General features: G+C 74.3%; 16 protein-coding genes. 9 read left to right on the top strand and 7 right to left on the bottom strand.

From position 1 onward, the window contains the following. Positions 1-99: 99 nt before the first annotated feature. The gene (locus tag NH2_RS23280; RefSeq protein ID WP_067658353.1) at positions 100-1,182 is read left to right on the top strand and encodes an SMI1/KNR4 family protein; all 1,083 of its coding nucleotides are present in this window, start codon (positions 100-102) and stop codon (positions 1,180-1,182) included. Here NH2_RS23280 and NH2_RS23275 read toward each other — a convergent pair. Further along, positions 1,179-2,498, bottom strand: coding sequence for a metallophosphoesterase (locus NH2_RS23275; RefSeq protein ID WP_067658350.1), 1,320 nt, complete (start codon positions 2,496-2,498; stop codon positions 1,179-1,181). The genes NH2_RS23280 and NH2_RS23275 overlap by 4 nt on opposite strands. 106 nt (positions 2,499-2,604) lie before the next feature. On the opposite strand from NH2_RS23275, the gene NH2_RS23270 reads away from it, so the two are divergent. The 3 genes from NH2_RS23270 to NH2_RS23260 all read left to right on the top strand — a co-directional run bounded on the left by NH2_RS23270 (position 2,605) and on the right by NH2_RS23260 (position 5,160). After that, positions 2,605-3,003 carry a TOBE domain-containing protein gene (locus NH2_RS23270; protein WP_067658347.1) on the top strand — a complete coding sequence of 133 codons (399 nt, stop codon included), beginning with the start codon at positions 2,605-2,607 and terminating at the stop codon, positions 3,001-3,003. Then, a complete protein-coding gene (modB, locus tag NH2_RS23265; RefSeq protein ID WP_067658344.1) occupies positions 3,000-3,797 on the top strand; it encodes a molybdate ABC transporter permease subunit in 798 nt (265 codons plus the stop codon). The genes NH2_RS23270 and modB overlap by 4 nt, the downstream gene beginning before the upstream one ends. A 130-nt stretch (positions 3,798-3,927) precedes the next feature. Further along, complete coding sequence (locus tag NH2_RS23260) at positions 3,928-5,160, top strand: ABC transporter ATP-binding protein (protein WP_067658341.1); 1,233 nt, start codon at positions 3,928-3,930, stop codon at positions 5,158-5,160. A 1-nt stretch (position 5,161) separates the two neighbouring features. Here the strand turns inward: NH2_RS23260 and NH2_RS23255 are convergent, their stop codons facing one another. Next, on the bottom strand, positions 5,162-6,673 hold the full coding sequence (locus tag NH2_RS23255; protein ID WP_084505811.1) for a bifunctional phosphatase PAP2/diacylglycerol kinase family protein: 1,512 nt from the start codon (positions 6,671-6,673) through the stop codon (positions 5,162-5,164). 298 nt (positions 6,674-6,971) lie between these two features. Between NH2_RS23255 and NH2_RS29015 the strand changes: the two genes are divergently transcribed. Next, positions 6,972-7,121 carry a hypothetical protein gene (locus NH2_RS29015; RefSeq protein ID WP_157103937.1) on the top strand — a complete coding sequence of 50 codons (150 nt, stop codon included), beginning with the start codon at positions 6,972-6,974 and terminating at the stop codon, positions 7,119-7,121. A 7-nt stretch (positions 7,122-7,128) separates the two neighbouring features. Here NH2_RS29015 and NH2_RS23250 read toward each other — a convergent pair whose 3' ends face one another. Next, complete coding sequence (locus tag NH2_RS23250) at positions 7,129-13,104, bottom strand: non-ribosomal peptide synthetase (RefSeq protein WP_067658338.1); 5,976 nt, start codon at positions 13,102-13,104, stop codon at positions 7,129-7,131. A gap of 107 nt (positions 13,105-13,211) precedes the next feature. Between NH2_RS23250 and NH2_RS23245 the strand changes: the two genes are divergently transcribed. Further along, on the top strand, positions 13,212-14,639 hold the full coding sequence (locus tag NH2_RS23245; RefSeq protein ID WP_067658335.1) for an amidase: 1,428 nt from the start codon (positions 13,212-13,214) through the stop codon (positions 14,637-14,639). 176 nt (positions 14,640-14,815) lie between these two features. Further along, positions 14,816-16,003, top strand: a complete 1,188-nt coding sequence (locus NH2_RS23240; protein ID WP_439951779.1) for a lipase family protein — start codon at positions 14,816-14,818, stop codon at positions 16,001-16,003. A 57-nt stretch (positions 16,004-16,060) separates the two neighbouring features. On the opposite strand, the gene NH2_RS23235 is transcribed toward NH2_RS23240, so the two are convergent. Next, the gene (locus NH2_RS23235) at positions 16,061-17,068 is read right to left on the bottom strand and encodes a hemolysin family protein (RefSeq protein ID WP_067658332.1); all 1,008 of its coding nucleotides are present in this window, start codon (positions 17,066-17,068) and stop codon (positions 16,061-16,063) included. Next, positions 17,061-18,395 carry a hemolysin family protein gene (locus NH2_RS23230; RefSeq protein ID WP_067658329.1) on the bottom strand — a complete coding sequence of 445 codons (1,335 nt, stop codon included), beginning with the start codon at positions 18,393-18,395 and terminating at the stop codon, positions 17,061-17,063. Before NH2_RS23230 ends, NH2_RS23235 begins: the two co-directional genes overlap by 8 nt. Before the next feature lie 262 nt (positions 18,396-18,657). Here NH2_RS23230 and NH2_RS23225 point away from each other — a divergent pair, with 262 nt between their 5' ends. Next, on the top strand, positions 18,658-19,410 hold the full coding sequence (locus tag NH2_RS23225) for a VTT domain-containing protein (protein WP_245650726.1): 753 nt from the start codon (positions 18,658-18,660) through the stop codon (positions 19,408-19,410). Between the two features lie 25 nt (positions 19,411-19,435). Here the strand turns inward: NH2_RS23225 and NH2_RS23220 are convergent, their stop codons facing one another. Further along, complete coding sequence (locus tag NH2_RS23220; protein ID WP_067658323.1) at positions 19,436-20,686, bottom strand: PucR family transcriptional regulator; 1,251 nt, start codon at positions 20,684-20,686, stop codon at positions 19,436-19,438. A 121-nt stretch (positions 20,687-20,807) separates the two neighbouring features. Here NH2_RS23220 and NH2_RS23215 point away from each other — a divergent pair, with 121 nt between their 5' ends. Continuing rightward, positions 20,808-22,049, top strand: coding sequence for a PucR family transcriptional regulator (locus NH2_RS23215; RefSeq protein ID WP_245650725.1), 1,242 nt, complete (start codon positions 20,808-20,810; stop codon positions 22,047-22,049). A 35-nt stretch (positions 22,050-22,084) separates the two neighbouring features. Here NH2_RS23215 and NH2_RS23210 read toward each other — a convergent pair whose 3' ends face one another. Next, positions 22,085-24,178 carry an MMPL family transporter gene (locus NH2_RS23210; protein WP_245650724.1) on the bottom strand — a complete coding sequence of 698 codons (2,094 nt, stop codon included), beginning with the start codon at positions 24,176-24,178 and terminating at the stop codon, positions 22,085-22,087. Positions 24,179-24,200 lie beyond the last annotated feature (22 nt).

Genomic DNA, 24,200 nt, shown 5'->3' with positions numbered 1-24,200 from the left:
ACTGTGGAGCCACCCGAAGTCTCGGTCGATAGCAATTATTCAGCTACCATCGGGTACGTGGTGTTTCGACACCGTGGACCGAGCTGGAGGGTCGTCGCGATGGCGGAACCGAACACCTGGCAGGCGCTGCTGGACGCCTTCACCGAGCAGGCGCGGCGCCGCGCCGCGATCGACGGCGCGCCCGCGCCCGGCTCGCCGCCGCACCCCGGCGCCACCCCCGCCGAGCTGGCCGCCGCCGAACAGCGCCTCGGCAGGGCACTCGACCCCGCGCACCGCGCGTTGCTCGCCACCGCGGACGGCTGGGACCGCTTCGCCGATGGCGCCGCACTGCTCGGTACCGCCGAGCTCGGCGCGGGGCCGCGGCACGACGACGCCGCCGCGGTGCTCGCCGACTTCTTCGCCGAGAGCGAAGGTCGCTACCCCGCCGCGCTCGGCATCGACCCGGACCCCGCCGTGCACACCCCGGTCGGGGACAGCGCGGAGGACGGCTACAACGGGCACCTCTACCTCACCCCCGACGGCGCCGCCTTCGAACTGCGCGCTCGCCGCCCGCTGCTGCACCCCGGCCTCGACGCGCTGCTCCGGCACCGGCTGCGCGAGTACACCGAGCGGGTGGACCGGCTCATGTGGGGCCCGGAGCACGGGCCATGGGGCCACGACGTGCACCTGGACCCGCCGCCGGTGGACCGCATCATCGCGGTCATGACCGCGCTCGGCCGGATCGCCGACCCGGAGGCGCCGGTGCAGGCAGGGCCGCCGGCCACCGCGGAGCGGCTGAACCGGCTGGAGCGCGCGCTCGGGGTCTCGCTGCGGCCGGAGCACCGGGCCGTGCTGCTCGCCGCGGACGGGCTGCGCTACCCCGGCGGGCAGGTGCTCTCGGTGCCGGAGATCAGGGAGAGCGCGCTGGTCGCGCAGCACTCCGCCGCGGGCGACGGGCGCAAGCGGGCCCCGCGGGCCCGGATCAGCCGGGTGCCGACGGTGCCCTTCGCACTCGCCGGGATCGCGCTGCTCGGCGTCGACGTCCGGGACGGGCGGGTGCACGACCTGCTCGCCGGGGAGCCGGTCGCCGGGCCCGCGGGCGAGCGGGACGGGACGGTGCTCGGGCACCTGCTCACCGAGTGCGAGGGGCTGTGGCTGGCGGCGGGGCGGCCGCCGCTGCACACGCTCTGCGTGCCGCTCTAGCCGCGGGTCAGGGTGAGGACGGTGACGTCCGAGGGGGCGGCGACCCGGACCGGCGGGCCCCAGGCGCCCGCGCCGCGGGTGACGTAGAGCTGGGTGTCGCCGAAGCGATCCAGCCCGGCCAGGGTGGGGTTGGCCAGGCGGGCCAGCAGGTTGCCGGGGAAGACCTGGCCGCCGTGGGTGTGGCCGGAGATCTGCAGGTCGACGCCGTGCGTCCGGGCCTCGTCGACGAAGGCGGGCTGGTGTGCGAGGAGCACCACCGGACGGGCGGGGTCGCGGCCGGCGAGGGCCGTGTCCAGGTCGGGGCCGGTGCCCTCGTCCTCGCCCGCGAGGTCGTTCACCCCGGCCAGGTCGAAGCCGGGCAGGGCGACGCGCTCGTTCTGCAGCACCCGCATGCCGAGCTGCGGCAGGTAGTCGACCCACTGCTGGGCGCCGGAGATGTACTCGTGGTTGCCGGTGACGAAGAAGACGCCGTGCCGGGCGCGCAGCTCGGCGAAGGGGGCGACGTCAGGGCGCAGGTCGTCGACATCGCCGTCGACCAGGTCGCCGACCACCACGATGGCGTCCGGGGCGGTGCCGTTCACCGTGTCCACCACGGTCTGGGTGAAGCCCCTGGCCAGGGCCGGGCCGATGTGGGTGTCGCTGACGACCGCGAGGCGGAAGCCGGCGGCCTCCGGCGGGAGTTTCGCCAGCGCGACCTCGACCTCGAGGACGCGCGGGCCGCGCAGCACGCCGTAGGTGCCGACGCCGACGGTCGCCACCGCCGCGGCGACGCCTGCGCCCGCCAGTGCCTGGGCGATCAGCCTGCGGCGAGTCAGTTCGGTCGCGGCGGACTCGGGCGCGATGGTCACGCCGCGCTCCCGCTCCCCGTCCGGGGCGACAGCGCTCCGGCTCTCGGCCGTGGGCAGGGCGGCGCCTGCCGCGAGGCCAGTGGCCGGCTCGGCGCCTGCCGCGAGGGTGGCGGCGGGCTCGGCACCGGCCGCCGCACCCGGCGCACCCCGCCGGGCCGCGAGGCGGAGCAGGAGCGGGCGCAGGACTTCGCCGGCCAGGACGGCGAGCAGCAGGTAGAGGAAGAGGACGGCCCAGAGGTAACCGGGCCAGGCGATCACCCGGACCAGCCCGATCGGCAGCCCGGCGCGGGCACCGACGAAGGTGGCGAGGGTGAGCAGCGGCCCCGCCACGAAGAGCGCCGTGCCGAGGCGGCGCAGCACCGAGCCGGGCCCGGTGGTGTCGCGCACCAGGCGGATCCAGAGATACCGGTGCAGGACCACGAAGAGCGCGAGCACCAGCAGCCCGACGACGACGAACACGATGGCCACCGGGCCGACCCTCTTTCCGTTCCGGCCCGTGACCCCGTGCACGAACCCCGCCCACCACAGTAGCGACCGCGCGCAGGCACGCACCCGCGGCGGTAGCATGCGATCCGTGTCGAATCTGCGGATCAGTGAGGCGGCCGAGCTGCTCGGTGTCAGCGACGACACCGTGCGCCGCTGGATCGAGCAGGGCCGGTTGACCGCGATCCAGCTGCCGAACGGCCGCAAGGGGGTCGGGGGCAGGGAGCTGGCCGAGTTCCTGCGCGCCACCGCCGAGGCGCCGGAGCCGGGCGTCACGGTCGCCGCCTCCGCCCGCAACCGCTTCCGCGGGATCGTGACGAAGATCGTCAAGGACACGGTGATGGCGCAGGTGGAGCTGCAGGCCGGGCCGTTCCGCGTGGTCTCGCTGCTGAGCGCGGAGTCGGTGGACGACCTCGGCCTCGAGGTCGGCACGGTGGCGGTGGCCTCGGTGAAGTCGACGCACGTGGTGGTCGAGGTTCCGGAGCGGTGAGCCGCCGGGTTCCCGCCCGGCGGCCGCTGCTGCTGCTGATTCCGGGCCTCGGCGGGCTGGTCTTCCTGCTGGTCCCGGTGGCGGGGCTGCTGGTGCGGGCGCCGTGGCGGGAGCTGCCCGCCCGGCTGGCGAGCCCGGAGGTGGCGACGGCGCTGCGGCTCTCGCTGGTCAGCGCGACGCTCGCGACCGGGATCTGCCTGGTGCTCGGGGTGCCGCTGGCCTGGCTGCTCGCCCGCGGCGAGCTGCCGGGGCGCGGGCTGCTGCGTGCGCTGGTCACGGTGCCGCTGGTGCTGCCGCCGGTGGTCGGCGGCGTGGCGCTGCTGCTGGTGCTCGGCAGGCGCGGGCTGATCGGGCGGTACCTGGACGAGTGGTTCGACGTGAGCCTGCCCTTCACCACCGCGGCCGTGGTGCTGGCCGAGGCCTTCGTGGCGCTGCCGTTCCTGGTGATCGCGGTGGAGGGGGCGCTGCGCTCGGCCGACCCCAGGTACGAGGAGGCGGCCGCCACGCTCGGCGCCTCGCGCTGGTACACCTTCCGCCGGGTGACGCTGCCTTCGGTGCTGCCCGGCGTGATCGCCGGGTCGGTGCTCTGCTGGGCGCGGGCGCTCGGCGAGTTCGGCGCGACCATCACCTTCGCAGGCAACTTCCCCGGCACCACCACGACCATGCCGCTCGCCGTGTACCTGGCGCTGGAGACCGATCCGGCGGCCGCCATCGTGCTCAGCCTGGTGCTGCTCGCGGTCTCGGTCACGGTGCTGGTCGCGCTGCGCGAGCGCTGGCTCAGGGGCGCGCTGTGAGCGCGCGGGACGCGCACCGCGCCGGTGTCCGCTCGATGGCCGATCGCACCGCCGCGACACCGCGGAACTGCCGGCGCCGAGCGGCGGAGCCCGGCGCCGCCGGGCGCGCCAAGCGGCGAACGGAGGCGGTATGACGCTGCACGCGCGGCTCGGCGTGGGTCGCGGGACGTTCCATCTGGACGTGGCGCTCGAGGTCGCCCCCGGCGAGGTGGTAGCGCTGCTCGGGCCGAACGGCGCGGGCAAGACGACGGCACTGCGCGCGCTGGCCGGGCTCACCCCGCTCGACTCCGGCGCGGTCCGGCTCGGTGCGCGGGAGTGGGACGTGCCGCCCGCGGTGTTCGTGCCGCCCGAGCACCGCGCGGTGGGCGTGGTCTTCCAGGACTACCTGCTCTTCGCGCACCTCAGCGCGCTGGAGAACGTGGCCTTCGGGCCGCGGGCGCGCGGCGTGCGGCGGGCCGAGGCCAGGGCGAGGGCCGCGGCGCGGCTGGAAGCGGTCGGGCTGGCCGAGCAGGCCGGGAGCCGGGTGCGGGCGCTCTCCGGCGGGCAGGCGCAGCGGGTGGCGCTGGCCAGGGCGCTGGCCACCGACCCCGAGGTACTGCTGCTCGACGAGCCGCTGGCCGCCCTCGACGCGGGCACCCGGGTGCGGGTCCGCGCCGACCTGGCCGGACACCTCGGCGCGTACCGGGGGCACACCGTGCTGGTGACGCACGACCCGCTGGACGCCATGATGCTGGCCGACCGGCTGGTCATCCTGGAGAACGGGCGGGTGGTCCAGGAGGGGGCGCCCGCCGAGGTCGCCCGCCGCCCGCGCTCCGACTACGTCGCCGAACTCGTCGGGCTGAACCTCTACCGCGGGGTGGCGACCGGCACCGAGGTGCGCGTCGCCGAGCCCGGCGACCCGCCGCCGGGCAGCGCCCCGGCCACGGGAACCCGCGGCGGCAGGGCCACGTCGGCGGAAACCCCGGACAGCAGCGCCCCGGCAGCGCGAACCCCGGACAGCAGCGCTCCGGCAGCGCGAACCCCGGACGGCAGCGCCGTCTCGGCGGGCGACGAACCCGCCGCTCGCCGCGAGCAGGGCACCTTCACCCTCGCCGAACCGGCGCGGGGCACGGTCTTCGTCTCCTTCGCACCGAGCGCGGTCGCGCTGCACCCCGCGCGCCCGGCGGGCAGCGCCCGCAATACCTGGCCGGTCACGGTCTCCGGCGTCGAGCAGCACGCGCACAGCACCCGGGTGCGGCTGGACGGCGCACCCCCGGTGCTCGCCGACGTCACCGCGGCGGCCGTGGCCGAGCTGCGCATCCGCCCCGGCGCCCGGCTCTGGGCCGCGGTCAAGGCCACGGAGATGCACTGCTACCCGGCCTGACTCAGCTCAGCACCGGCCCGTCCCCGGCCGCGCGGAAGAGCGGCAGCGCCGCGGAGTTGCTGCGGAAGACGAATTCCCGCGCGCGGCTGTCCACCTCGCCGTCGGTGGCGAGCGAGACCGGAGGGCCGATCACCCGCACCGCGATCCGGTGCACCTCGCGCCGCACGTAGGTGGGCGAGTGCTCCAGCGTGCCGGTGAGCGTCGACCACACCAGCCGGGTCCGCGAGAAGGGCACATCCGCGCGCAGATAGCGCACGTCGAGCGTGCCGCGGTAGATCTCGGGGCGCGACATCGGCACCTGGTGCGCGGGGTGGTAGCGGCCGTTGCCGACGAAGAGCATCCACAGCGCGCTGGACTCGCCGTCCACCTCGGCGTGCACCGGCCGCGCGCGCAGCAGCACCCGGATCATGGCGAGCGCGGCCGCAGGCCACTTGCCGAGCCTGCGCTCCCACTGCTCGCGGATGCGCACGAAGTCCGGGTACCCGCCCAGGCTGGCGGTATTGACGAAATCGCGGTGCTCGGCGCCGTCCAGGTCGACCCGCGCGGTATCGGCGAGCACCACCTCGCCCGCGTTCAGCGCGGCGACCGTGCGTTCGGGATCCTCCACCCCGGCGTCCCTGGCGAAGTGGTTGAGCGTGCCGCCGGGAAAGACGGCGAGCGGGAGGCGGTGGTGCACCGCGACTCCGGCCACGCAGGAGACGGTGCCGTCGCCGCCGCTCACCCCGAGCGCGGTGACCCCGCCCGCCGCGATCTCGCGCTCCAGGTCGGCGATCAGGTCGCGCTCCGGATCCAGCTCCAGCACCGTGGCCTCGGGCAGCCGCCCGCGCAGCTCGGCCCCGAAATCCGCACCCGCGCCGCCGGCGGAGTGCGGGTTCACCACCAGCAGCAGCCCGCGGCCGCCGGGCACCGGGTCGACGTACTCGGCCGGGCCGAGCATGGCGGGCTCGTCGGCGCGCACCGCCCACCAGCGGTGCGTCGCCAAGGCCAGCCCGGCGCCGAGCGCCGCGCCCGCGACCACGTCGGAGGGCCAGTGCACCCCGATGTGGACCCGGGAGTAGGCCACCGCCGCCGCCACCGGCGCCACGACCGCCGCCGCGGGCGGGCACTCCAGCGCGACCCCGGCGGTGAAGGCCGCCGCCGAGGCCGAGTGCCCGGACGGGAACGACGACGAGACCGGCGGCTTCACCAGCCTGCGCACGAACGGCACCGACTCGTCCGGCGGCCTGCGCCGCGGGAACAGCGGCTTCGCCACCCCGTTGGCGGTGCCGCTGGCCAGCACCACCGCGAGCAGCCCGCGGGCGCCTGCCCTGCGCAGCGGCCGATTGCCTGCGAGCAGCATGAGCGTGCCGGTCACCAGCCAGAGCCGGTTGTAGTTCGCGCTGGTCGAGAGGAGCCGCAGCGCGCGGTCGGCCGGGCTCGGCCTGACCTCGGCGCTGCGCTCCACCAGCCACTCGTCCAGACTGCTCGCCATGCCCATCGGCCGCGCGAGCGGGCGGGCCCGGTGTAACCCCATGACGGTAAGCCTAGCGAGAACCGGCTTCGGCGACCGGACTCGGAAACCTCGTGGCAACACCGTGGACTTCAATCCGATGCATGTGCAGCGGAATTTGCTGGTGCGCAGATACTTTGGAAGATCGGAAAAAGGCCCCGTGCGCAACGTGATCTTTACCCAATTGCCATGCCAGATACCCGAAAAGCGAATAATATTGCATCACTGCCAGTTTCGATTCGTGCGTGCGCCACCGTCTGGCTGCCTCTCGTGAGTTCTGCCCGGCACCGGCGCACCGGCGAGACTCCGGAGGAAACCTGCCATGATCCGCCCCGGCCCCGCGCCGCTACCCGAGTACCAGCAGATACCCGACGGCGAGGAGTCGGCGACCGCGGTCGTCTGGCCGGACCCGAGCCCGCTCACCTCCTGGTGGGACGATGTGATGGCGGGCGAGCCGGTGGCCGAGAGCTGACCCCGGCTCAGCCGACGGCCGAGCTCGGCTGCGGCAGCAGCCCGGCCTCGCGGAACCGCCGCAGGCACCGGTCGATCACCGCGGCGTCCACCGCCGGGCAGGTGATGCCGGTGCCCGCCAGCGCGCGCCGGGTCGCGGTGTCGTCGAGTACCAGGTCGCCGACCCCGGAGTTCAGGTCGGCGTAATTGCCGACCAGCAGCGCGGCCCTGGCCAGGTCGTCGCCGGGCGCCCCGCCCGCGGCCAGCCGGGCCGCGAGCACCTGCTGCGCCTCGTCCGGGGTGACCGTGCGCAGCTCGTAGCCGAGCCGCTCCAGGCCGTGCAGGATCTCCCGGACCGGGGTCGGCTCGGTGTTCACCAGGTGGTACCGCTCCCCCGCCGGGGCACCGCCGGTGACCAGCGCCGCGAGCGCGCGCGCCACGTAGTCCACCGGCGCGAGCGAGACCGCGGCGTCCGGCGGCACCGCGGGCGCGATGCCGAGCAGCGCGGCGGCCCTGACCATGGTCCAGAGCGAGTCGTCGGCCGCGATCAGCCCGGTGCGGGCCGAGGCGCCGACCAGCCCGGGCCGGTAGACGGCGATCGGCAGGCCGCGCTCGCCCGCGCGCCGGACCAGCTGCTCGGCCACCCACTTGCTCGCCACGTAGCCGTGCCGGTTCACCTCGTCTGCGGCCAGCTCGCTGCGCTCGGTGACCACCCCGCTGCGCTCCGCGCCGAGCACCGCGTCAAGGGTGCTCACCAGATGCACCGGCACCGCCCGCGCGGTGCTCGCCAGCCGCAGCAGCTCGCGGGTGCCGCCGACATTGGCGGTGCGCAGTTGCTCGTAGGTCGCCAGGTGGTTCACGAGCGCGCCGTTGTGCACGATCGCCGAGAGCTGCCCGGCCAGCGCCGCGAAGACCGGCTCGTCCAGCCCGAGCCGGGGCCGGGCCAGGTCGCCGGGGAGCGCGGTGACCCTGGACTCCAGGTCGCCGGTGGCCAGCTCGTAGTGCTCGAGCGCCCGGCGCAGCCTGCGCAGCCCGTCGGCCGGATCGGCGGCCCGGACCAGGCAGTAGATCGGGCGGTCGGTGTGGTCGAGCAGCTCGCGCAGCAGGTGGCTGCCGAGGAAGCCGGTGGCGCCGGTGAGCAGCAGCGGCCCGGCGGGGTTCGCCGGTTCCAGCCCGGCGACCTCGAGATCGTCGGCGAGCGCCGCGTCCTCGGCCAGCCGGGCGGCGAAGGCGGCCGGGTCGTCGGCCTCACTCGCCGCGGCCAGCGCCCGCACGGTGGCCCTGGCGAAGAGCGCGCGCGGCTCCACCCGCAGCCCGAGCCGGTCGGCCAGCGCGGTACGCAGCGTGAAGACCAGCAGCGAGGTGCCGCCGAGCTCGAAGAAATCGTCCTCGGGGCCCACCTCGGGCAGGTCGAGCACCTCGGCGAAGACCGCGGCGATGGCCTGCTCCCGGGCGGTCATGGGCGCGATCTCGCGGACCGCGCGGGCGGCGTGCGCGCCGCGCGCGGCGGCCGGGTCGGCCACCGCCTCACCGCCCGCCTCGGCCAGTACCCCGACCGGGGCCGCCGGGTCGACCAGGGCGGCGGCGAGCACCGCGCGGTATCCCTCGGCGAACCCCTCGACGCTCTCCCGGTCGAACACCGCGGTGTCGTACCGGAAGACCGCGCGCGGCGGGTTCTCCCTGACCGTGAGGGTGAGGTCGAACTGCGCCGTCGGCTGCGGCACCTCCAGCACCTCGACCCGCAGCCCGGCCAGGGTGAGCGGCGGCGGCGCGGGCAGGTTCTCGTAGGAGAAGACGGTGCGCAGCAGCGGGTGGCCGCCGTCCAGCCGGGGCGCCTGCACGGCCTGCACGATCCGGTCGAAGGGAACGTCGGAGTGCTCGAAGGCGTCCAGCGCGGTGGCCCGCACGGCGGCGACCAGCTCGCCGAAGGTGGCCTCCGGGTCGATTCTGGTGCGCAGCGGGACGGTATTGACGAACATGCCGACCAGGGCGTCCAGCGCGGGGTGGCCGCGGCCCGCCACCGGGGTGCCGATGACCAGATCGTCCTTCCCGGAGAGGCGGTGCAGCAGCACCGCGTAGGCGGCGAAGGCGATCATGAACGGGGTGCCGTCGGCGATGCCGCCTGCCGGGACGTCCAGCGGGAGCTCCACCGCGGCGCCGTCGCCCGCGCGCTCCTCGGCCACCCGGGTCGGCAGCGGCAGGCTGTCCGGGACGTCGGTCAGCGCCGCGCCCCAGTACGCCAGCTGCCGCGCGGCGCGGGACTCCGGGTCGGCCGGGTCGCCCAGCCGTTCCAGCTGCCAGAGCGTGTAGTCCGCGTACTGCAGCGGCAGTGCGGGCAGCTCGGCCGAGCCGCCCGCGTGCGCCGCGGCGTAGGCGGCGGTGAGGTCGGCCACCAGCGGGCCGAGCGACCAGCCGTCGGCCGCGATATGGTGCGCGACCAGCGCGAGCACGTGCCGCTCGGGTTCCACCCGGAACAGCCGGAGCCGAACCGGCGGGTCCACCGCGACATCGAACGGCTCGGCGGCCAGCGCGTGCAGCTCGGCCTGGAGGTCGTCGGCCGCGGCCCGGGGCTCGAGGTCGAGCCCGGCGAGCACGGCGGAGACCGGGAGCACCTGCTGCCTGGCCGCGGAGCCGGACTCCGGGTAGACCGTGCGCAGCACCTCGTGCCTGGCCAGCACCGCGCTCACCGCGGCGTGCAGCGCGGGCAGCGCGAGCGGGCCGTCCAGCCGGACCGCGACCGGGAGGTGGTAGGCCGCCGAGTCCGGGAGCAGCTGGTTCAGCAGCCAGAGCCGGAGCTGCGCCGGGGCGGGCGGGATCACCTCGGGGCGCTCGCCCGCCACCGGCTCCGGGCCGCCGGAGTCGGTGCCGAGCAGCGGCGCCAGCCCGGCCACGGTCGGGGTGTCGAAGACCGCGCGGACCGGCACCCGGAGCCGGGCCGCGACCCGGGTGGCGGAGAGCGAGGTGCCGCCGAGCGCGAAGAAGTCGTCGTCCGCGCCGATCCGGCCGGAGCTCTCGAAGACCTCGGCGAAGACCTCGGCCACCCGCTGCTCGGCGGGGCCCGCCGGGGCACGGAACTCGGTGCGGCCGAAGGTCGGGGCGGGCAGCCGTCGAGTGTCGAGCTTGCCGTTGGCGGTGAGCGGCAGGGTGTCCAGGATCTCGTAGGCGGCCGGGCGCAGGTAGGCGGGGAGCGCGCGGCTCAGCTCGGCGCGCACCGCGGCGAGCTCGATCCGCTCGCCCTCGCCCGGCACCAGGTAGGCCACCAGGTGGGTGCCGGTGCGCGGGTCGGTGTGCGCGGTGACGGCGGCGCGGGCGATGCCGGGCAGCGCGGTGAGCGCGGTCTCCACCTCGCCCGGCTCGATCCGGTGCCCGCGCACCTTGATCTGGAAATCGCTGCGGCCGCGGTAGTCGAGTGCGGGTTCGCCGTCCAGGTCGGTGACGGTGACCAGGTCGCCCGTGCGGTAGAGGCGGCCGCCGGGCGGGCCGTACGGGTCGGCCACGAAGCGGCCGGCGGTGAGCGCGGGGCGGCCGTGGTAGCCGCGGGCCAGCGCCGGGCCGCCGATGTACAGCTCGCCGAGCACGCCGGGCGGCACCGGGCGCAGCGCGGCGTCGAGGACCAGCGCGTGGAAGCCGCGCAGCGGGGCGCCGATGGTCACCGGCCGGCCGGCGAGCAGCTCGCCGATGGTGGCGATATCGGTCGCCTCGGTGGGGCCGTAGCCATTGCGCATGGCGCGGCCGGGGGCCCAGGCGTTCACCAGGTCGGCGCGGATGGCCTCGCCGCCGACGCCGAGCACCTTCAGGTCGGGCAGCTCGGCGGGGTCGAGGGTGGCCAGGACGGCCGGGGTGATGATCGCGTTGCTGACCCGCTCGCGGCGCAGCAGCGCGGCCAGGTCGGGGCCGGCCACGGTGAAGCGCGAGGCGACCACCAGGGTGGCGCCGCCGGCCAGGGCGCAGAGCTGCTCGCCGACCGCCATGTCGAAGCCGGGCGAGGCGTGGTGCAGGGTGATGGCGCCGGGGCGAAGGGCGTAGCGGTCGTGGCGTTCGGCGGCCAGGTTGGCGAGCCCGCCGTGGGTGACCACGACGCCCTTCGGGCGCCCGGTCGAGCCCGAGGTGTAGATGAGGTACGCCGGGTGCTCAGGGCGGAGTGCCGTGACCCGCTCCGCGTCGGTGATCGGGCCTCGCCCGGGCGCATCCCGTTCGGTCGCGGCGACCGCCCGCGGCTTGTCCGTCCCCGGGCGAGCGCTTTCCTCGTCGAGTGCGCCGGGCCGCTGCTCCGGCGCGGCCCCGGCCAGCGCGTCGTCGATCAGGATGCGCGGCATCTCCGCGGGCAGGCGGTCCGCGTACTCCGCGGTGGTGAGCGCGAGCGCGGCCTGGCTGTCGTCCAGGACGTAGGCGATCCGCTCCTCCGGGTACCCCGGATCCACCGGGACGAAGGCGCCACCCGCCTTGGTCACCGCCCAGACCGCCGCCACCGACTCGGCGGACCGCTCGAGCAGCGTCACCACCCTGGTCTCCGGCCCGACCCCAGCCGCGATCAGCGCGCGGGCGAGCCGATCGGTCCGCGCGTCGAACTCCCGGTAGGTCCAGCGCCGCTCCTCGTGCACCACCGCGGTGTGCTCCGGCGCCCGCGCCACCGCGGCCGCGATGATCTCCGCCAGCGGCCGCGCCTGCACGGCGTCCGGCCCGCGCCAAGGCACCAGCGCGCGCCGCTCGGCCGGGTCGAGCGGGTCGAACCCGCCCAGTGTGGCCGCTGCATCGTCGGTGAGGTGCGCCAGCAAGCGCAGGAACCGCGCGTGGTGCGCGGCCAGCTCGGCCTCGGTGTACCGGTTCGGATTCCCCTCGAACTCCACCCGCAGCCCGGACTCCGACCCCGGGTAGATGTTCAGCGTGAGATCCGGCACCGGCCCGGTGGTCAGCAGGTGCAGCGTGCCCCGCGCCGGGCCGAACTCGACCGTGGAGTGGAAGTTCATGATGTTGACCGCGGGCCCGAACCCGGCCCCGACCCCGCCGCGATCCCGCTCGATGTCCTCCCCGCGGTACCGCTGGTGCCGCAGCGCCCCGCCCACCTCGGCGCGGGTCGCCGCCACCAGGTCGGCGGCGGTCGCCGTGTCCGGCACCGCGATGCGCAGCGGCACCACATTGCTCACCAGCCCCGCCGCCCGGCGCAGCACCGCCGTGGTGCGCGCGGTGACCGGCAAGCTCAGCGACACCTCCGCGGCGCCCGCGTTCCGCCCCAGGTACCCGGCGAACGCCCCGATCAGCACGGCCGCCGAGCCCGCCCCCGCCCCCGCGGCCGCCAGCGCCGCGACCCGGTCCGGCCCGAGGTCCGCGCCGGCGATCACCGACCAGGGCGCGAGCTCGCCGGGCCGATTCGACAAACTGACCGGATCGGGCAAACCGGTGGCGTGTTCTGTCCAATACTCCCGATCGGTCCGGAACCGCGAGGACTCCCGGTACGCCCGGTCGGCGTCGAGCAGCGCCTGCGGCGAGCCCAGCTCGGGCTCGGGCAGCGTCTCCCCCGCCACCAGCCGCCCGTAGAGCTCGGCGTGCCTGCGCGCGACGGTCATGGCGCCGAAGCCGTCCAGCACCAGGTGGTGCACCCGGGTGTAGACCAGGTGCCGCTCCGGGCCGAGCCGCAGGATGGACGACCAGGACGCCTCCGCGGCGGTGATGTCGAGCGGGCGGCGCTGATCGGCGCGCATCCAGGCGAGCGCGGCGGCGAACGGGTCGGCTTCGGCCGCGAAGTCGTGGAAATCGACCTCGTCGTACTGGTCGTAGTCGAGGCGCTGCCACGGCGTGCCATCGGCATCGCGGCCGAAGCGCAGGTAGGAGCCGAATTCCCGGGCGGTGTGCCTGGCCGCGCGCACGTAGGCCGCGCGATCGAGCGGGCCGCGCACGTCCACGTACTGGGTGATCGTGAGGGGGACGTCGCCGAGCAGCTGCTGGGCGAACCACACCTCGCGTTGCGCCGATGACAGCGGCAACGTCGCCTGCGGGCGGGTAGTCATGCTTTTCCTCGATCCGTCGGACAACGCGGGAGAGGGTAGCCTTTCCTGACTCGGGTCGCGAATCCGATTCTCCCTCCCGGGGGACGCTGTCTTCTAGATTTGGTCACGTGACCACCGACGCTCGCACCCCCGCCGCCGCCCGCCTCCACGCCTTCACCGACGACGCGCTCGGCGAGCACGATGCCCTCGCGCTCGCCGCGCTGGTGCGCCGCGGCGAGCGATCCCCAGGCGAACTCGCGGCGGCGGCCGCGTGCCGCGCGGCGGCGGTCGCGGAGCTCAACGCGGTGGCCACCGCGAGCTTCGCCGATCCGGTGCTCCCGGTGCGGGCGGACGGCGTCTTCGCCGGCGTGCCCACCTTTATAAAGGACAATTCCGACATTACCGGCATGCCGAGCAACCACGGGACGACGGCCTTCACCGCCGGGCCCGCCCGCGGCACCGACGCCTACGTCCGCGAGTTCCTGAGCACCGGCGCCGTGGTCATCGGCAAGAGCGCGATGCCGGAGTTCGGCTTCAACGCCAGCGCCGAGCCGGAGCACGCCGCGCCGACCCGCAATCCGTGGCAGCCGGACCGCTCGGCGGGCGGCTCCTCCGGGGGCGCCGCCGCGCTGGTGGCGGCGGGGGTGGTGCCCTTCGCGCACGGCAACGACGGCGGCGGCTCGATCCGGATCCCGGCGGCGAGCACCGGGCTGGTCGGGCTCAAGCCGAGCCGGGGCAGGCACGCCGACTCCAAGCTGGCCCGGCTGCTCCCACTGAACATCGTGAGTGAGGGGGTGCTCACCAGGACCGTGCGGGACACCGCCGCCTTCACCGCCGCCATCGAGCGCAGCCACCCGAGCCGGGGGCTGCCGCCGGTCGGCACGGTCGACGGCCCGCCGGAGCGGCCGCTGCGGATCGGGGTGCTGCTGGAGTCGGCCGCCGGGCCGGTCACCGACCCCGCGGTGCGCGAGTCGGTGCGGCGGGTCGCGGAGCTGCTGAGCGCGCACGGCCACCGCGTCGATGAGCTCTCGCTGCCCTTCGCCGAGGCCGTGGAGACGGCGTTCCTGCACTACTGGGCCCTGCTCGCGGCGGTGGTCTCGGATACCGGCAAGCTGGCCGACCGGCACTTCGACCGGTCCCGGCTGGACGGGCTGACCAGGGGGCTGCGCGGCAAGTTCTACCGCGAGATCTGGCGCACCCCCGGCGCGCTGCGCACCCTGGCCCGCGCCCACCGCGCCTACGAGGCGGAGCTGGGCGGCTACGACGCGGTGCTGACCCCCACCCTCGGGCACACCACCCCGCCGCTCGGCCACCTCGCCCCCACCGTCCCGTTCGACGAGCTGCTCGACCGGCTGCGGGTGTACGTCGGGTTCACCCCGCTGAACAACATCACCGGCACCCCGTCGATCTCGGTCCCCGCCGGGCTCGCGCCGGCGGGTGTCCCGCTCGGCGTCCAATTCGCCGGGGCGCGCGGCGCCGAGCGGACGCTGCTGCAGCTGGCCTATCTCGTGGAGGCCGAGCTGCCGTTCCCGAGGATCACCGCGACGGGCAGCTGAGGGCACCCGACCGCGCCGGACCGGCGGAAAGACGGACACCCGGTGTGAACACACAAGACACGAACGACCGTGTTTGTGAACCTTCCTGCCATCGTTTCCGCGAGTGGAAGATCATTCTCGAAGTTCGATACTGTGCGCCCGTTCACCGTGCTTCATCCGCAGATCGAAGGAAGACCGTGCCCAGAGTTCGAACCAGAGTTCTGATCGTCCTGCTGAGCCTGTTCTCGGCCGGTGCGATCGCGGCGCCCGCACAGGCGCAGCCGCTGTTTCCGACCCCGGATCCCGATCCGTTCTTCACCGCCCCGGCGAACCTGGCCGACTACGCCCCCGGCGACGTGGTGCGCACCAGGAAGGTCGACTCCGGCATGTACGTCGGGACCGACATCCACCAGGTGGCGTTCCGCTCCACCGACTCGTCGGAGAACCCGATCATGGGCATGACGACGGTGCTGCTGCCGATCGGCGTGCAGAACCCGCCGCTCGTCTCCTACCAGGCGCTGATCAACTCGCTCGGCACGCAGTGCAATCCCTCCCGCTCGCTCTTCAACGGTGAACTGCAGGACGCGCCGGGTGCCATGCTGCCGATCGGCAGGGGCTGGGCCATCAACATGCCGGACTACCTCGGTCCGCACGTCGCCTACGGCGCCGCCAAGCTGGGCGGGCAGATGACGCTGGACAGCGTGCGCGCGGTGCAGCGCGCCACCGAGCTGGGGCTCGGCAACTCCAAGGTGGCGCTGGCCGGGTACTCCGGCGGCGGCATGGCCACCGCGTGGGCCGCCGCCATGCAGCCCACCTACGCCCCCGAGCTGGAGCTGGCCGCGGTCGCCGCAGGCGGTGTCCCCGCCGACCTGGAGCAGATGGCGCTCTCGCTCGGCTTCGAGCCGCACATCGGCTTCGGCCTCGCCTTCGCCGCCGCCATGGGGCTGGAGCGCGAGTACCCGGACCGGCTGCCGATCAGCGACCAGCTGAACCCGAACGGCCTGTGGTTCCGCGAGTTCACGCACGACGCCTGCCGCCGCTTCCTGCTCTTCCACGGCGCGTACCGGAGCGCCGACCAGATGGCCGCGAGCAAGGCACTCATGGACTCGCCGGAGGCGCGTGCGGTGCTGCGCGAGAACAGCCTGGTGGACTACCCGGGCACCCCGACCGCGCCGACCATGATCTGGCAGGGCCGGTACGACCAGCTCACCGCCTTCGAGCCGCTGGAGCGGACGGCGAACCGCTGGTGCGCCGCGGGTACCCCGCTCAAGTTCTCGCCCTACGACATCGCCGAGCACATGACCACCGCGGTGGCCGGCTTCGGCGAGGCGTGGAACTACATCGAGTCCCGCTTCGACGGTGCGGCCGCCCAGGTGACCTGCTGACGCGCGGAGAACACAGGGAGCGGGCCGGGTTCGAGAGAACCCGGCCCGCTTTCGCTGTCAGGCCGCCCTGGTCGGCATGAGCTCGCGCAGGATGTCGGTCAGCGTGATCACGCCGAGCAGCCGCTCGTCCCGGTAGACGAGGGCGAGGTGGTTGCGCGAATCCTGCAGCGTCTGCAGCACCTGGTAGGCCGGGGTCTGCGCGGTGAGCACCGGCACCGGCCGCATGAGATCGCGGGCGCGGGCGCCGTCCGGGGCACAGAGCGTGTCCCTGGCGTGGACCACGCCGGTGATCGCGCCGTCCTCGGTGACCAGCAGCCGCAGGTGCCCGGCGGCGCGCGCCCGGTCGCGGATCCGGGCCGGCTCGGCGTCCGCGGGGACCGAGCTCAGCTCGGCCCCGGCGTCGACCATGTCACCGACGGTCCGGTCCTCCAGCTCCAGCGCGGCGGCGAGCCTGCGGTGGTCGTGCGGGTCGAGCGCGCCGACCGTGGCGGAGTGCTCGAGCAGGTGCCGCAGCGCCTCCGGGTCCTGCCCGGCCGCGACCTCGTCCACCGGCTGCACCCCGACCAGCCGCAGGCAGCGGTTGGCCAGCCGGTTCAGCGCCGCGATCAGCGGCCGGGTGAACCACATGAAGCCGCGCATGGGAATCGCCAGCAGGATCGCCGAGCGCTCCGGGTGCGCGATGGCCCACGACTTCGGCGCCATCTCGCCGATCACCAGGTGCAGGAAGGTGACGATGAAGAGCGCCAGCACGAAGCCGCCCGCGTCGGCGAGCCCCGACGGCGCGCCGATCGCCTCCAGCCCCGGGGTGATCCAGTGGTGCACCGCCGGCTTGGTGATGGCGCCGAGCGCCAGCGTGCAGACCGTGATGCCGAGCTGCGACCCGGCCAGCAGGACCGACAGCTCGGTGGCGCTGCGCAGCGCGGCGCGGGCCGCGCGGCTGTGCGCCGCGGCGTCCTCCAGCCGGTTGCGCCGCGCCGCGATCAGCGCGAACTCCACCGCCACGAAGAACGCGCTCGCGGCGATCAGCCCCGTGGTGACGAGCGCGACGAGCAGCGGGTCATCCATCGGAGGCCACCACCTTCACGAAGAGCGCCGAGGGCACATGCTTGCCGATGGCGACCACCTCGGCCCGCAGCAGCGCCCGCTCGGGATCGGGGCGCAGCGGGTCGTGTTCGGCGGGCAGCGGCACCTCGATGGTCTCGCCCACCGCGGGCAGCCCGCCGTGCGCGGTGATGACCAGCCCGGCCAGCGTCTCGTAGTCGCCCGCCGGGAGCGGCCGCTCCAGCACCCGCTCGGCCTCGTCCAGGTGGATGTCACCGGGCAGCGCCCAGCCGCCGTCCACCCGGCGCACGGTGGCCGGGTCGACCGCGGGGTCGTGCTCGTCGGAGAGCTCGCCGACCAGCTCCTCGGCCATGTCCTCGACGGTGACCAGCCCGGCGAAGCCGCCGTACTCGTCCACCACCAGCGCCATCTGCTCGCCCGCGGCGACCAGCCGGTCGAGCACCTCGGTGAGCGGCAGCGTCTCCGGGACCACCACCGCGGGCCGCGCCACGGCGCCCGCGGTGCCCGCCACGGTGTCGGCGAGCAGGTCGGGCAGGTGCACGATGCCGATGAGGTCGTCGCTGGTCGGCCCGATCACCGGGTACCTGGTGTGGCCGCGGCCCATGAGCGCGCGCACCTCCAGCACCGGGTCGTCGGCGTTCACCGTGTCCACCCGTGGCCGCGGCACCATGGCGTGCTCGGCGGTGCGGGTCGGGAAGTCGAGCATCCGGTCGAGCAGCACCGAGAGCCGCGGCGGCAGCTCCCCGGCGTCCCGCGACTCGGCGACGATGTGCGCCAGGTCGCGGGTGGTGGCCGAGTGCTCGACGTCGTGCACCGGCTCGATCCGGAGCAGCCGCAGCAGCAGGTTGGAGGCGGCGTCGAAGAGCGTGATCAGCCAGCCGAAGAGCCGCAGGTACCAGGTGGTGGAGAGCGCCAGCGCGCGCGCCACCGGCTCCGGCTTCGCGATGGCCAGGTTCTTGGGGAAGAGCTCGCCGAAGACCATCTGCACGACGGTGGAGAAGGCCACCGCGGCGACCGCGCCGACGCCGACCGCGATCGCGGCCCCGCCGAACAGCTCGCCGATCCCGCGGCCGATGAGCGGCTCCGCGACGTAACCGACCAGCAGGCCGGTGACGGTGATGCCGAGCTGGGCGCCGGAGAGCATGAAGGAGGTGCGGCGGGTGACGGTGAGCGCGCGCTCCGCGCTGGTGTCCCCGCCTGCCGCCCGCGCCGTCAGCCGGGAGCGATCCACGGCCATGTAGGCGAATTCCTGGGCGACGAAGTAGCCGGTCAGTGCGGTGATGGCCAGCACGACCACGATGCCGAGCGCGATGGTCGCGGCGGTCAGCATCGGCGTGCTCCGGATTCGGGCCGGAGCCGGGGCGGAACGGGTTTTCGACGGCGCGTACGGCGCTTCATGACCTGCTTTCGCTCGAGAATCTGCGGGGAGTGCCGCCAGGCGGCAACGCCACCAGAATAGGGCATATCGCCCAGTCGTCCCGGGTGCGCGACGCCGAGCGGAGTGTCCGCAGCCAGGCCAGGGGCAGCCTCGGGGCGAACCTCGGGCCCGATCGGGGCGGATCGATCGTTCCGGTATTCGGTACGGTGGCCTCGTGCTTTCGATCCCCGAAACCGTTCTGGCCGCCGATGTGACGAATCTGGCGCTGCTGCCCGGGTTCCTCGACCCGGTGAACCTGCTCAACTCGTTCGGCACCTGGATGCTGATCGGGCTGCTCGTGGTGGTGTTCATCGAGTCCGGGCTGCTCTTCCCACTGCTGCCGGGCGACTCGCTGCTCTTCACCGCGGGGCTGATCGTCGCGGGCAAGTCCGCCGATATCGAGCCGTTCGCGCCGATCTGGCTGCTGCTGGTCCTCATCCCGATCGCCGCCATCCTTGGCGATCAGGTGGGGTACTCGATCGGCCGGGGCGGCGGCCTCAAGCTGTTCAAGAGCGACGACGCCAGGATCTTCAAGAAGAAGTACATCGTCGAGGCGTCGGCGTTCTTCGACAAGCACGGCCCGATCACCATCGTGCTCGCCCGCTTCGTGCCCTTCGTGCGCACCTTCGCGCCGCTGGTCGCGGGCGCCGCGCGGATGAACTACCCGGTCTTCCTGACCTACAACGTGATCGGCGGCGTGCTCTGGGGCTCCGGCGTGACGCTGCTCGGCTACCTGCTCGGGCAGATCGCCTTCATCCGCGAGCACGTCGACCTGATCTTCCTGCTCATCGTGCTGCTCTCGGTGCTGCCGATCATCTGGGAGATGGTCAAGCGCTTCCGCGGCCGCGGCGACGCCGAGGAGCCGGGCGTGGACCCGGAGGCGACGGCGGTGCTGCCGACGATCGAGACCGGGCAGCAGCGCCCCTGAGCGCGGTGTCTCCGAGCGCCCGGCTTCAGCGGGTGCGGGCCGGTTCGCCGCCCGCACCCGTCCGGTAGCTCCGCGCCACCAGCGCCGACCGCAGGTACCAGAGGCCCTTCACCTCTCCCGGATCGAAGCCGGTGAGCTGGCCGATGCGTTTGAAGCGGTGGTCGATGGTGTTGGCGTGCACGTAGAGCACCCGCGCGGTGCGCTGCCGGTTCAGGTTGTTGCTGATGTGCACGCGCAGCGTCTCCAGCAGCTCGGGGCTGTCGTCCAGCGGGTCGAGCACCGCGCCGAGGCTGGCCCTGGCCGGGCCCGGCCGGGTGAGCTGGTACTCGAGCGCCAGATCGCCGAACCGGTAGAGCCCGCCGACCAGGTCCAGCCGCTGCACGATGTCGAGCAGCTCGTGCGCCCGGTCCGCGGACTGCGGAATGTCGTCGGTGGCGCTCGGCACCAGGGTCGCCCGGATCGGCACCTGGGCCGCGGCCGAGAGCTGCTCGACGAACTCGCCGCCGCGCTCCGGGTCGAAGTGCTCCTCCGGGATGAGCACGGTGCCGCCGTCCACGCTGAGCAGCGCGAGCGCGTGGTCGCCGCAGCGGCGCGCCAGCTCCGCCTGTACCCGGCGCAGCTTGCGGCGGGCCACGACGGCGCTGTCCAGCGCCGGGTCGGACTCGTCGCGGTGCGGCGGCACGGCGAGCGCGAGCACGTGGTACGAATCCGCCACCGCGATCCCGCATTCGCGCGCCATGGTCGAGGTGCTGTTCCCGCCGAGCAGCGCGGAGGTGAGCGTGTGCACCGCCGTGTGGTGCTCGTTCACCACGCTGCGCAGCTCCCGCACGTAGGCCAGCGAAACGGTGGAGGTGATGCTGTCCACGATATCGAGGAAGCGGCGGGCGATATCCACCATGGACTGGTAGTCGCGGGCGGTGGCCTGCGCGCTGATCCGGTCGAAGGCCATCTTCAGCCCCTCGTGCACCGCGTGGTGGATGGTGTCGATCGGGATGCCCTCGCGCGCCCACTCGGTGGCGGCCGCGCGCAGCCGGTCGGACTTCTCCGGCGAGGAGTCGCCGTCCAGCATCTGCGCGGCGAGTTCCAGGCACACCCGGGTGACGGCGGTGACGTCGCCGCTGATCGCCTCGCCCGGCAGCGTGCCGCAGGTCACCATGGTGCTGACGAAGTGCCGGACCACCTGCCGCGACATGCTGCGGACATCGCCGAGATGGGTGGAGGCGGGGCGGCCGGAGACCACCAGATCGCGCTCGACGACGTGCTGTTCGATGGTCATACCGTCCTCTCCGGCGGGAATCCCGCGCGCCCGCGAAGACCATTTATCATTCCGTGATCATCCGGTGCAGCCAAGATCGATTCCGCACCGCATCGGGCGCACGATGGTGCACAATGCACCGGTGGGATCGGCGGTCGGCTCGGGTGTACGGCAACCTTCGGCACGGGCGCGGGAGTTGATCCGGCAGGGCGCGGAACTCGCGCTCACCGTGCCGCCGGAGTGGCTGGAGGAGCTGCACTCCGCGACCCTCGCCGCCGACGGCATCCGCCCCTACGCCGAGGATCCGCTGCTCATGGCCGCGGTGCGCCGGGTGAACCGGGCGAACATGCTGCACTGGGCCACCGCCAATATCCGTGATCCCGGCGCCCCGGTCCCGGTGGCGCTGGACCAGGAGCAGCTCGACCTGGCCCGCGGCGCCGCCCGGCTCGGACTGAACGAATCGGCGCTGGAGGCGTACCGGGCCGGACAGACCGTCGCCTGGCAGCGCTGGATGGCCATCGTCTTCGACATCACCTCGAACCCACAGGAACTCCAGGAGGTGCTGGAGGTGACCGCGGCCTCCATCGCCCGCTACATCGACGGCATCATCGAGGCGCTGGTGACCGTGGTGACCGTCGAGCGCGCCGCGCTGGACCAGGGCATCGACCCCGCGCGCCGCGAGCTCGTCACCCGGCTGCTCAACGGCGACCAGGCCGATATCGCCGACGCAGGCAGCCGGCTCGGCTACCAACTGGACCGGCACCACACCGCCGCCATCGCCTGGACCGACGGCGCCGAACTGCCCGCCGCCGCCGTGGCCCAGGCCTTCGCCCGCTCGGTCGGCGCGCCGGAGGTGCTCGCGGTGCCGCACTCCGCGGCCACGCTGTGGCTCTGGGTGCCCGGCCCCTCGGTGCCCGATCCCGCCATTCTCGGCGCGGCGCTGGACGAGCTGCCCGGGGTGCGGATCGCCATCGGCTCACGGGCTTTCGGGCTGGCGGGGTTCCGGCTCGGGCACCAGGACGCGCTCGCCACCCAGCGGGTGCTGGCCCGGCTGCCGGACCGCAGGCTCGCCGATTTCGCCGCCGTGCAGCTCACCGCCTTACTCGCGGAGAACACCGACCAGGCGGCGCGGTTCGTGCAGCAGACGCTCGGTGGCTTCGCCGACGCCAGCCGGGAGCTGCGCGATTCGGTGCTCACCTTCGTGCAGGAGCAGTGCAATGCCTCGCGCGCGGCGACCCGGCTCTACACGCACCGGAACACCCTGCTGCGCAGGCTCGCCCGCGCCGACGAGCTGCTCCCCCGGCCGCTCGCCTCGAACTCCGTGCACGTGGCGGTGGCGCTGGAGCTGCTGCGCTGGCACGGGGTCGGCCGGCCGCCGGGCTGAGCGCGGCTGCCCGGCTGCGCGCCACCGCACGGCGGTCAGGAGCCGCCCACCGGCTCCGGCCGGGCAGTACTGCGCGACAGCGCGTTCGGCCACCAGACGCGGCGCCCGGTGATCGCGAAGAGCGCCGGGATCACCACCGTGCGCACCAGGAAGGTGTCGAGCAGGATGCCGATGCCGACCACGATCCCGAGCTGGGTCAGCGTGATCAGCGGCAGCACCCCGAGCACGCAGAACACCGCGGCGAGCACCACGCCCGCGCTGGTGATCACCGCGCCGGTGGCGGCCACCGCACGCACCATGCCGTCGGTGGTGCCGTGCTCCGGCGTCTCCTCCTGCGCGCGGGTCACCAGGAAGATGGTGTAGTCCACGCCGAGCGCCACCAGGAAGAGCAGGGCGAAGAGCGGGGTATTGGTGTCGAAGGCCGGGAAGCCGAAGACGTGGATGCTGAGCAGGCTGCCCACGCCGAGCGCGGCCAGCGCGCTGAGCACCGTCACCGCCACCAGCAGCACCGCCGCGGGCACCGCGCGCAGCAGCGCGAGCAGCACCAGGAAGACCACCGCCAGGATCAGCGGGATGACCACCTTCTGATCGCGCTGCGCGGCATCGCGGACGTCGAGCGCCTCGGCGTCGCTGCCGCCGACGAGCGGTTCGGCATCCGGGATTTCAGCGACCGCTGTCCGCAGCCGCTCCACCGTCGCGAAGGCCTCGTCCGAGGCGGGCGCGGCTTCCAGCACCACGCTCCATCGCCGCAGCCCGGTATCGGAGTCCCCGGCGGCGGTCACCCGATCCACCCCGTCGACACCTTCCAGCGCACGCTGCACCGCATCGGCTGCCTCGGCCCTGGCGACCACGGTGGTCGGGTCGGCCGCGCCGGAGGGGAAGTGCTCGGCGAGCGCGTCGAACCCGTCCACCGACTCCGCGCTGACCCGGAACTGCTCGGTCTGCGAGAGCCCGACCTGCGCGCCGAGCAGCGCCAGCGCGCAGAGCACCAGCGCGGTGATCGCGGTCCCCGCCACCAGCACCGGCTTGCGCACCACCCCGGCGGCCACCCGGTGCCAGATCCCCTCGGTAGCGCTGTCCCGCTCGTCGACCTGCGGCACGAAGGGCCAGAACACCTTCCGCCCGCAGAGCGCGAGCGCCGGGGGCAGCGCGCCGAGCACGAAGACCGCCGCCACCACCAGCCCGGCGGCGGCGAGCGCGCCGAGGCTGCGGGTGTTCGGCAGCACCGCGAGCAGCAGCACCAGCAGCGCGAGCACCACCGTGGCATTGCTGGCCAGGATGGCCGGGCCCGCGCGGCGCACGGCCCGGCGCAGCGCCTCCCTGTGGTCGGCGTGCCGGTGCAGCTCGTCCCGGTAGCGGGAGACCAGCAGCAGCGCGTAATTCGTGCCCGCGCCGAAGACCAGCACGCTGGTGATGCCGGAGGTGGAGCCGTCGAAGCTGAGCCCGGTGAGTTCCGCCAGCCCCGTGCCGACGGAGGTCGCCACCCGGTCGGCCAGCCCGACCACCAGCAGCGGCACCAGCCAGAGCACCGGCGAGCGGTAGGTCACGATGAGCAGGACCGCGACCACGAGCGCGGTCACCGCGAGCAGCGTGACATTGGCGCCGGAGAAGGAGTCGGCGATATCGGCGCCGAAGGCGGGACCGCCGGTGACCTGCACAATCAGCTCCGCGGGTAGCCCCTCCCCGGCCGCGGTGCGCAGCTCGGCGACCGCGTCGGTGAGCGCGAAGCCGTTGAGCGCGGCGTCCACCGGCACCTGGCCGAGCGCCGCTCTCCCGTCCGGGGCCGGGATGATCGGCGTCGGTGGGCCATCGGGACGGGCCGCGCTCGTCCCGCGCATCCGGTCCAGCGCCGCGCCCGCCGCGGCCAGGTCGGCTTCGGTGAGCTCCCCGTCATTGGTCCGGGTGACCACCGCGATGGCCGCGGCCACATCGGCGCCGGGGAACTCGTCGAGCGCGGCGGCGGCCCGTGCCGACTCGGCGCTGTCCGGCAGCGAGTTCGGCGCCTGCCCCGCCGAGTCGTTCGAGCCGATCAGCCCGATGGCGGCAATGCCCGCCAGCAGCAGCGCCACCAGCAGCAGCCATGACTTCTTCGCGGAAACCACGGCCGCGTACCGGTCCCAGAAACGCACGGCGCCACTATTTCAGAAAATT

It is taken from the genome of Nocardia harenae NBRC 108248 (assembly GCF_001612885.1).
GTDB lineage: Bacteria > Actinomycetota > Actinomycetes > Mycobacteriales > Mycobacteriaceae > Nocardia > Nocardia harenae.
The sequence above is the reverse complement of the archived record's forward strand: the minus strand, read 5'-3'. Positions and strand labels throughout refer to the sequence as shown.